Raw genomic sequence first — 6,502 nt, forward strand, 5'->3', positions numbered from 1 at the left:
CCTCAATCCCGCGCGAACGGGATGGTCTTTTGCTCCGCGCGGCCAAGCGCCTGCAGCAGGGCGATCCTGGTTTTCCGCCGGCGACGGATGAGCTTGGTTGAAAGGCCATCGAGGCCGCGTTTGATGAGGCTCCGGCCCGCATGGGTCACCGGCAGGCTGGCATGGCGGTCGCGGATCGTGGAAACGATGCCGAGCCGCCCGGCTTCGGGGCTCTCGATATATTGATCCTGAACGCAGATCGCCGGGTCGATCTGATAGGCCCGCAGCCCGCCGAAGACCCGGTAATGCGCGCCGAAGATGACATCGTCCACCGGCAGCGGCAGCGGATCGCTTGCCGCGCAAAGACGCTCCATCGCCCGGCGGCTGACCATATATCCCGCCGCGCCGTAATGGCTGCTCAGGAGTTTTTTCAGCCGATGCGGCGTTGCCATCAGGACCTTGCCCGCGCGGGAGACATGGGTCGGCATGGCAAGCGTTTCGAGCTTGATCAGGTCTGCCCCCTCCGGCAGCCAATCAGCGGCCGCGGAAAGAAGCTTTCCCGCATCGGGGGCGAGGTGGATATCATCCTCGAAGATAGCCGCGTAATTGAGGCCCCGCGAAAGCGCCGTCTCCCAAGCCTTCTTGTGGCTGAGATAGCAGCCGATTTCGGTCGGGGTCAGGTTGCGCGCATGCTTGCTGACCGCGGGGAGGACGATGTCCCTGATAACGTCCTCGGACAGCGATGCCGCGTCGACGGCATCGATCCGCTCGAAGGAAAGGCCCTGCGCAGAGAAAACATCGCGCATGCGCGACAGGCGGTCCTGGCTACTGGCGAGATTGATGAGGAATATGTCCAAGACAGTCTTGCCTCTTGTTCCGGCATCGATTTTTCCGGCCTCGGCATGCCGCCCGCCGGGATCGCTTTACCCCGCGATCAAAATCTGTTCGGCCCCGTCTATGCCACGATTGGTGAAGACGGCGCGGCCGTTCTCCATGCGCACCTCGCCTTCGGCAAGCCGCCTGAGCGCGGCGGGATAGAGCCTGTGCTCGACCGTCAGTATCCGCTTTGCGAGCGCATCCGTCGTATCGCCCGGCATGATCGGGACGGCGGCCTGGCCGATGATCGGCCCTTCATCCATGCCTTCGGTGACGAAATGCACCGAGCAGCCGGCGATGCGCATGCCGGCATCGAGCGCGCGCTGATGGGTGTCGAGCCCCGGAAACAGCGGCAGCAGCGAGGGGTGAATATTGATGATCCGGCCCTCATAGGCGCGGATGAAATCGCCCGAGAGCAGCCGCATGAACCCGGCAAGGCAGATGAAGTCGGGCGCGAGATCGGCAAGCAGGCCGAGCATCGCGGCCTCGTGCGCCTGTTTGCTGTCGTAATCCTTGCGGGCAAGAGCGTAGGTGGCGATGCCGCGGGCCTTCGCCTTTAGCAGTCCGCCGGCGTCGGGCTTGTCGGAGATGACGGCCACGATCTCTGCCGGGAAATCCGGCGCTTCGCAGGCTTCAGCCAGCTTCTCCATGTTGGAGCCGCTGCCCGAAATGAACACGACAACCCGCTTGCGTCCGCTCATAGCGCGATCATGCCCTTGTAGACCGTGCCGTCCATGCCGTCCTTGCGGGCGACGATGCGGCCGAGCCGGAAGGCGTTTTCGCCCTGGTCCGCAAGCGCTGCGAGCACGGCATCGAGCCGGTCTTCGCGGCAGACGCCGATCATGCCGACGCCGCAATTGAAGGTGCGCATCATTTCAGCGGGTGCTACGCCGCCCGCGCGCGCGATCCAGGAGAACACGGCGGGCACGGTGATCGCCTCGAGATCGATCTCGGCGGAAAGCGTCGCGGGCAGAACGCGCGGTATATTTTCCGGAAAGCCGCCGCCGGTGATATGGGCCAACGCCTTGATCGCGCCGGTTTCGCGGATTGCGGCCAGCAGCGGCTTCACATAGATGCGGGTCGGTTCCAGCAGCGCCTCGCCAAGGCTCTTGCCCGGCGCGAAGGGGGCAGGGGCCTGCCAGCCGAGACCGTTCATTTCGGCCACGCGCCGCACCAGCGAAAACCCGTTGGAGTGAACGCCGGAGGAGGCGAGGCCGAAGATCACGTCGCCTTCCTCAAGGCTTTCGGACGGCAGCAGCGCGCCGCGCTCGGCAGCGCCCACGGCAAAGCCGGCAAGATCGTAGTCGCCCTTGGCGTACATGCCCGGCATTTCTGCGGTCTCGCCGCCGATCAGCGCGCAGCCTGCCTGCCGGCAGCCCTCGGCTATGCCTTCCACGATCACCGCGCCCTCATCGGGGTCGAGCGCGCCGGTGGCGAAATAGTCGAGGAAGAACAGCGGCTCCGCGCCCTGAACCACGAGATCGTTGACGCACATGGCGACCAGATCGATGCCGACCGTGTCGTGCTTGCCGGCCTCGATCGCGATCTTCAGCTTGGTGCCGACGCCGTCATTGGCGGCGACCAGAACCGGATCGGTGAAGCCCGCCGCCTTCAGGTCGAAGAGGCCGCCGAAACCGCCGATTTCACCGTCCGCACCGGGCCGCCGGGTCGATTTCACCGCGGGCTTGATTTTCTGGACCAGAAGGTTGCCGGCATCGATGTCGACGCCTGCGTCGGAGTAGGTCAGGCCGTTTCTACGCGTCTCGCTCATGGGGCGGTCCCTCATGCAAAAGTCAAAGCCGGGCATTGCATGGAGTTTTGCCCGATGCAAGTGTGTTGCCGGACCATGAGGCCGATATCGACAATTAACGCGCGCGCGACCGCGTTGGACACAGTGGATATCGGGGAGGGGCGCGTGGCATCGGCCTTGTCGCTTGACGCTGGCGGCGGTTTGCTGAACAAACGCTATGGGCCTTCATCCATGTTGCGGGCCCTGGTGCCACATCACTTGAGCGCGAAGCGGAGCGGGAGTTTTTTCATGGCGGGTCGGATCAGTGCCGCGGGATTGCGCAGGCAGGTCTATTTCTGGCTGCTGTTTGCCGCCTTTGTCGCGCTCTTTCTCTATGTTTTCCGCAGCATCTTGCTGCCCTTCGTCGCCGGGATGGCGCTTGCCTATTTCCTCGATCCGGTTGCCGACCGGCTGGAGAAGCTCGGTTTCAACAGGCTGTGGGCGACGACCACGATCATGCTGTCCTTCCTGGTGATCGTCATCGCCGTGCTTTTGCTGTTCATTCCGCTTCTGGTGTCGCAGGCCTATGATGTCGCCCAGCAGGTGCCGAAATACATGCACCAACTGGAGCAGTATCTGGAGACGACTGAGTTTTCCAAACTGATCGACTGGGGCAACGACCAGCTTGCTTCGCTCAGCGAGAATATCGGCAAGATGCTGTCGGGCGGCGCCTCGATCGCCGGTCAGGTGTTCGGCAGCATCTGGAACTCGTCGATGGCGGTGGTCAATCTCGTCTCCTTCTTCGTGCTGGCGCCGGTGATCGCCTTTTATCTCCTGCTCGACTGGGACCGGATGGTCCAGAAGATCGACCAGTGGATACCGCGCGGACAGGTGGACGATGTCCGCTACCTCGCCCATGAGATCAACGCGGTGATTTCCGGTTTCGTGCGCGGGCAGGGGTCGCTCTGCCTCATTCTCGCGATCTACTACGCGATCACGCTCAGCCTCGCCGGGCTCAATTTCGGGGCCCTGATCGGGATTTTCGCCGGTCTTGTCAGCTTCATTCCCTATCTCGGCTCGACCTCCGGCCTGATCCTGTCCATGGGCGTGGCGCTGTTCCAGTTCTGGCCGGATTTCTGGATGATCGCGCTGATCTTCGGGATCTATCTGTTCGGCCAGTTTCTGGAAGGCAATGTGCTGCAGCCCAAGCTGGTCGGCTCCAGCGTCCGGCTGCATCCGGTCTGGCTGATGTTCGCCCTGTTCGCCTTCGGCGTGCTGTTCGGCTTTGTCGGCCTCTTGGTCGCGGTGCCGGTGTCGGCGGCCGTCGGCGTGCTGGTGCGCTTCGCGATCGATCGCTATCTCACCAGCGATCTCTACTGGGACGGCATCGAGCACCATGCCGAAGAGCCTTCGCCGGTTGTTGAAGAGGGGAAGTGAGCCTGACCGTGCTGCGTGAAAAAGCGATGCAGTTGCCGCTGGAGCTTGGCCACGACCCGGCGGCCGACCGCGATCACCTGTTGATCTCGCGGTCGATCATGCCGGCGATCGACCTTATCGACCGCTGGCCGCACTGGCATACGCCGGTTACCGTGCTTGTCGGTCCGCCGGGATCGGGCAAGACCCATCTTTCGACCATCTGGAAGGGGCTAAGCCAGGCCCGCCCGGTGACGGTGGAATTGAGGGAAGGGCGGCCGGTCGCTGCCCGCCACGGCGCGTTCCTGTTCGAGGATGCCGACCGCGAGGCCTTTGATGAGACCGGGCTGTTTCACCTGATCAACACCGTGCGTCAGCATGGCGGCAGTCTGCTGATCACCGCACGCTCGCTGCCGCAACTCTGGTCGCTCTCGCTGCCCGACCTGAAATCCCGGCTTGCCGCCGCCACCACGGTGGAAATCGGCGCGCCGGATGACGCGCTGCTGCAACAGGTGATCTTCAAACTGTTCGCCGACCGCCAGCTCGAAGTCGACGACCGGCTCGTCGCCTATGTCGTCACGCGCATGGAGCGCTCGCTCGATGCCGCAAGCCAGATCGTCGATCAGATCGACAAGCTGGCGCTGTCGCGCAACCGCCGCATCACCCGGGCGCTGGCCGCCGAGGTTCTGGCGGCGCGCGAAGCCATCTGAGGCACTGCAGAACCGGTGGTCACTCGCCTTCGTCGAACAGGCGGAACTGGGTGAGATCGGCGTCCTTCGGGGGCGTGAGGCCGAGATGTTTCCACGCCGTTGCCGTCATCACCCGCCCGCGGGGGGTGCGCTGGATCAGGCCCTGCTGGATCATGTAGGGCTCGATGATATCCTCGATTGCGTCGCGCGGCTCGGAAAGCCCCGCCGCGATCGTCTCGATCCCCACAGGCCCGCCGCCGAAATGCTGGCAGATCATGTTGAGATAGCGCCGGTCGAGCTGGTCGAGCCCCATATGGTCGACCTCAAGCCGCGTCAGCGCCTCGTCGGCGATCGCGCGGCTCACGCCGGGCGCGTCCGCCACTTCGGCGAAATCGCGCACCCGCCGCAGCAGCCGGCCGGCGATGCGCGGCGTGCCGCGCGCGCGCCTGGCGATCTCGCGCGCGCCGTCATCGCTCATGCCAAGCCCCATCAGCCGCGCTCCGCGGCGGATGATCAGCTCCAGTTCCTCGACGGTGTAGAAATTGAGCCGGACGGGGATGCCGAACCGGTCGCGCAGCGGCGTCGTCAGCAGGCCGAGCCGCGTGGTGGCCGCAACCAGCGTGAATTTCGACAGGTCGATCTTCACCGAACGCGCCGCCGGGCCCTCGCCGATGATCAGGTCGAGCTGGAAATCCTCCATCGCCGGATAGAGGATTTCCTCGACCGCGGGATTGAGCCGGTGGATTTCGTCGATGAACAGCACGTCGCGCTCTTCGAGATTGGTCAGAAGGGCCGCCAGATCGCCGGCCTTGGCGATCACCGGGCCCGAGGTCGAGCGGAAATTGACGCCGAGTTCCTTGGCCATGATCTGGGCAAGCGTGGTCTTGCCCAGCCCCGGCGGGCCGACGAACAGCACATGGTCCAGCGCTTCGCTCCGCCGTTTCGCGGCCTCGATGAACACCTTCAGATTGGCGCGCGCCTCCGCCTGGCCGGTGAAATCGTCCAGCGTCTGCGGCCTCAGCGCCGCATCGAGGTCTTCCCCGCGCTTGTCCGGCGAAATCAGGCGGTCGGCTTCACTCATGTCAACAATTCCATTCCCGGTATGGCGGCGGCTGCGGCGCGGTCGAGCGTCATCGTGGCATGGCAGCCGGATTTTGTGTTTCGAAGCGCGATCAGGATATCGGGAAATTCGGCCGGCGTACGGTTCATCAGATCCAGCGCCTCTTCAACCTGCCATTCATCCTCGACCTCGATATCGCGCGCTTCCAGAAGATCTGCGATCGCCGCTGCAAGTTCGGCGCGTCCCACCCTCAGCCGCTTCCTCAGGAACCAGGAAAACTCCATCAGCGTGATGGCGTTGATATAGCCCGGCCCGCGCTCCGGCAAGCTTTCCATCAGCCGGTCCACCCGCCGGCATTGCTCGGCGTCGTCCTGCAGAACCAGCCGAAGCAGTATATTGGTATCGAGGCCGATCATGACCGCTCGGCGACATGTTCTGCAACCGCCTCACCGACGGCGTCTTTCATGTCTTCCAGCGTGACCGGCTCCCTGTCGGCATCGTGGAAGCGGCCCTTGAGGTCGCTCGCCTGCCTGTTCTTCGCCCGCACGATGATTTCGCCGTCGCGGATGATGTAGCGGATACGGTCGCCCGGCTTCAGATTCAGCATCTGGCGCACTTCAGCGGGAATCGTCGTCTGCCCCTTCGAAGTCAATGTGCCGTAATACACGCTCATCTTCAGTTTCCTTACTCCGCGGAAATTGTAAGGAGTATCCTATCAGGAAAGGATTACTGCGACAATTCCTTCAGGCCGAGCCG

At 63.9% G+C, this 6,502-nt stretch carries 8 protein-coding genes; 2 read left to right on the plus strand and 6 right to left on the minus strand.

Annotated elements, in window-relative coordinates; genetic code table 11:
* Positions 1-2 precede the first annotated feature (2 nt).
* The 3 genes from B4E36_RS22610 to purM all read right to left on the minus strand — a co-directional run bounded on the left by B4E36_RS22610 (position 3) and on the right by purM (position 2,626).
* Complete coding sequence (locus tag B4E36_RS22610; protein ID WP_292055121.1) at positions 3-836, minus strand: glycosyltransferase family 25 protein; 834 nt, start codon at positions 834-836, stop codon at positions 3-5.
* 66 nt (positions 837-902) lie between these two features.
* On the minus strand, positions 903-1,556 hold the full coding sequence (gene purN, locus B4E36_RS22615) for a phosphoribosylglycinamide formyltransferase (protein ID WP_345900842.1): 654 nt from the start codon (positions 1,554-1,556) through the stop codon (positions 903-905).
* A complete protein-coding gene (gene purM / locus B4E36_RS22620; protein ID WP_292055119.1) occupies positions 1,553-2,626 on the minus strand; it encodes a phosphoribosylformylglycinamidine cyclo-ligase in 1,074 nt (357 codons plus the stop codon). The genes purN and purM overlap by 4 nt, the downstream gene beginning before the upstream one ends.
* Before the next feature lie 267 nt (positions 2,627-2,893).
* On the opposite strand from purM, the gene B4E36_RS22625 reads away from it, so the two are divergent.
* Together B4E36_RS22625 and hdaA are read left to right on the plus strand one after the other, a co-directional pair.
* Positions 2,894-4,021, plus strand: a complete 1,128-nt coding sequence (locus B4E36_RS22625) for an AI-2E family transporter (protein WP_026173926.1) — start codon at positions 2,894-2,896, stop codon at positions 4,019-4,021.
* Between the two features lie 26 nt (positions 4,022-4,047).
* The gene (gene hdaA, locus B4E36_RS22630) at positions 4,048-4,707 is read left to right on the plus strand and encodes a DnaA regulatory inactivator HdaA (protein WP_292055263.1); all 660 of its coding nucleotides are present in this window, start codon (positions 4,048-4,050) and stop codon (positions 4,705-4,707) included.
* Between the two features lie 19 nt (positions 4,708-4,726).
* Here the strand turns inward: hdaA and ruvB are convergent, their stop codons facing one another.
* The 3 genes from ruvB to B4E36_RS22645 are packed head-to-tail and all read right to left on the minus strand — an operon-like array spanning position 4,727 to position 6,419.
* A complete protein-coding gene (ruvB, locus tag B4E36_RS22635) occupies positions 4,727-5,767 on the minus strand; it encodes a Holliday junction branch migration DNA helicase RuvB (protein WP_292055118.1) in 1,041 nt (346 codons plus the stop codon).
* A complete protein-coding gene (locus B4E36_RS22640) occupies positions 5,764-6,162 on the minus strand; it encodes a PIN domain-containing protein (protein ID WP_292055117.1) in 399 nt (132 codons plus the stop codon). The genes ruvB and B4E36_RS22640 overlap by 4 nt, the downstream gene beginning before the upstream one ends.
* On the minus strand, positions 6,159-6,419 hold the full coding sequence (locus tag B4E36_RS22645) for an AbrB/MazE/SpoVT family DNA-binding domain-containing protein (RefSeq protein WP_292055116.1): 261 nt from the start codon (positions 6,417-6,419) through the stop codon (positions 6,159-6,161). Before B4E36_RS22645 ends, B4E36_RS22640 begins: the two co-directional genes overlap by 4 nt.
* Positions 6,420-6,502: the final 83 nt, after the last annotated feature.

The organism is Martelella sp. UBA3392 (assembly GCF_002358775.1).
Taxonomy (GTDB): Bacteria; Pseudomonadota; Alphaproteobacteria; order Rhizobiales; family Rhizobiaceae; genus Martelella; species Martelella mediterranea.

What these genes read in the sequence shown, in the direction of transcription:
- B4E36_RS22625 (WP_026173926.1), top strand. Translation starts at nt 2,894, where the DNA reads ATGGCGGGTCGGATCAGTGCCGCGGGATTGCGCAGGCAGGTCTATTTC.
- purM (WP_292055119.1), bottom strand. Translation starts at nt 2,626, where the DNA reads ATGAGCGAGACGCGTAGAAACGGCCTGACCTACTCCGACGCAGGCGTC.
- B4E36_RS22640 (WP_292055117.1), bottom strand. Translation starts at nt 6,162, where the DNA reads ATGATCGGCCTCGATACCAATATACTGCTTCGGCTGGTTCTGCAGGAC.
- B4E36_RS22645 (WP_292055116.1), bottom strand. Translation starts at nt 6,419, where the DNA reads ATGAGCGTGTATTACGGCACATTGACTTCGAAGGGGCAGACGACGATT.
- ruvB (WP_292055118.1), bottom strand. Translation starts at nt 5,767, where the DNA reads ATGAGTGAAGCCGACCGCCTGATTTCGCCGGACAAGCGCGGGGAAGAC.
- purN (WP_345900842.1), bottom strand. Translation starts at nt 1,556, where the DNA reads ATGAGCGGACGCAAGCGGGTTGTCGTGTTCATTTCGGGCAGCGGCTCC.
- hdaA (WP_292055263.1), top strand. Translation starts at nt 4,048, where the DNA reads ATGCAGTTGCCGCTGGAGCTTGGCCACGACCCGGCGGCCGACCGCGAT.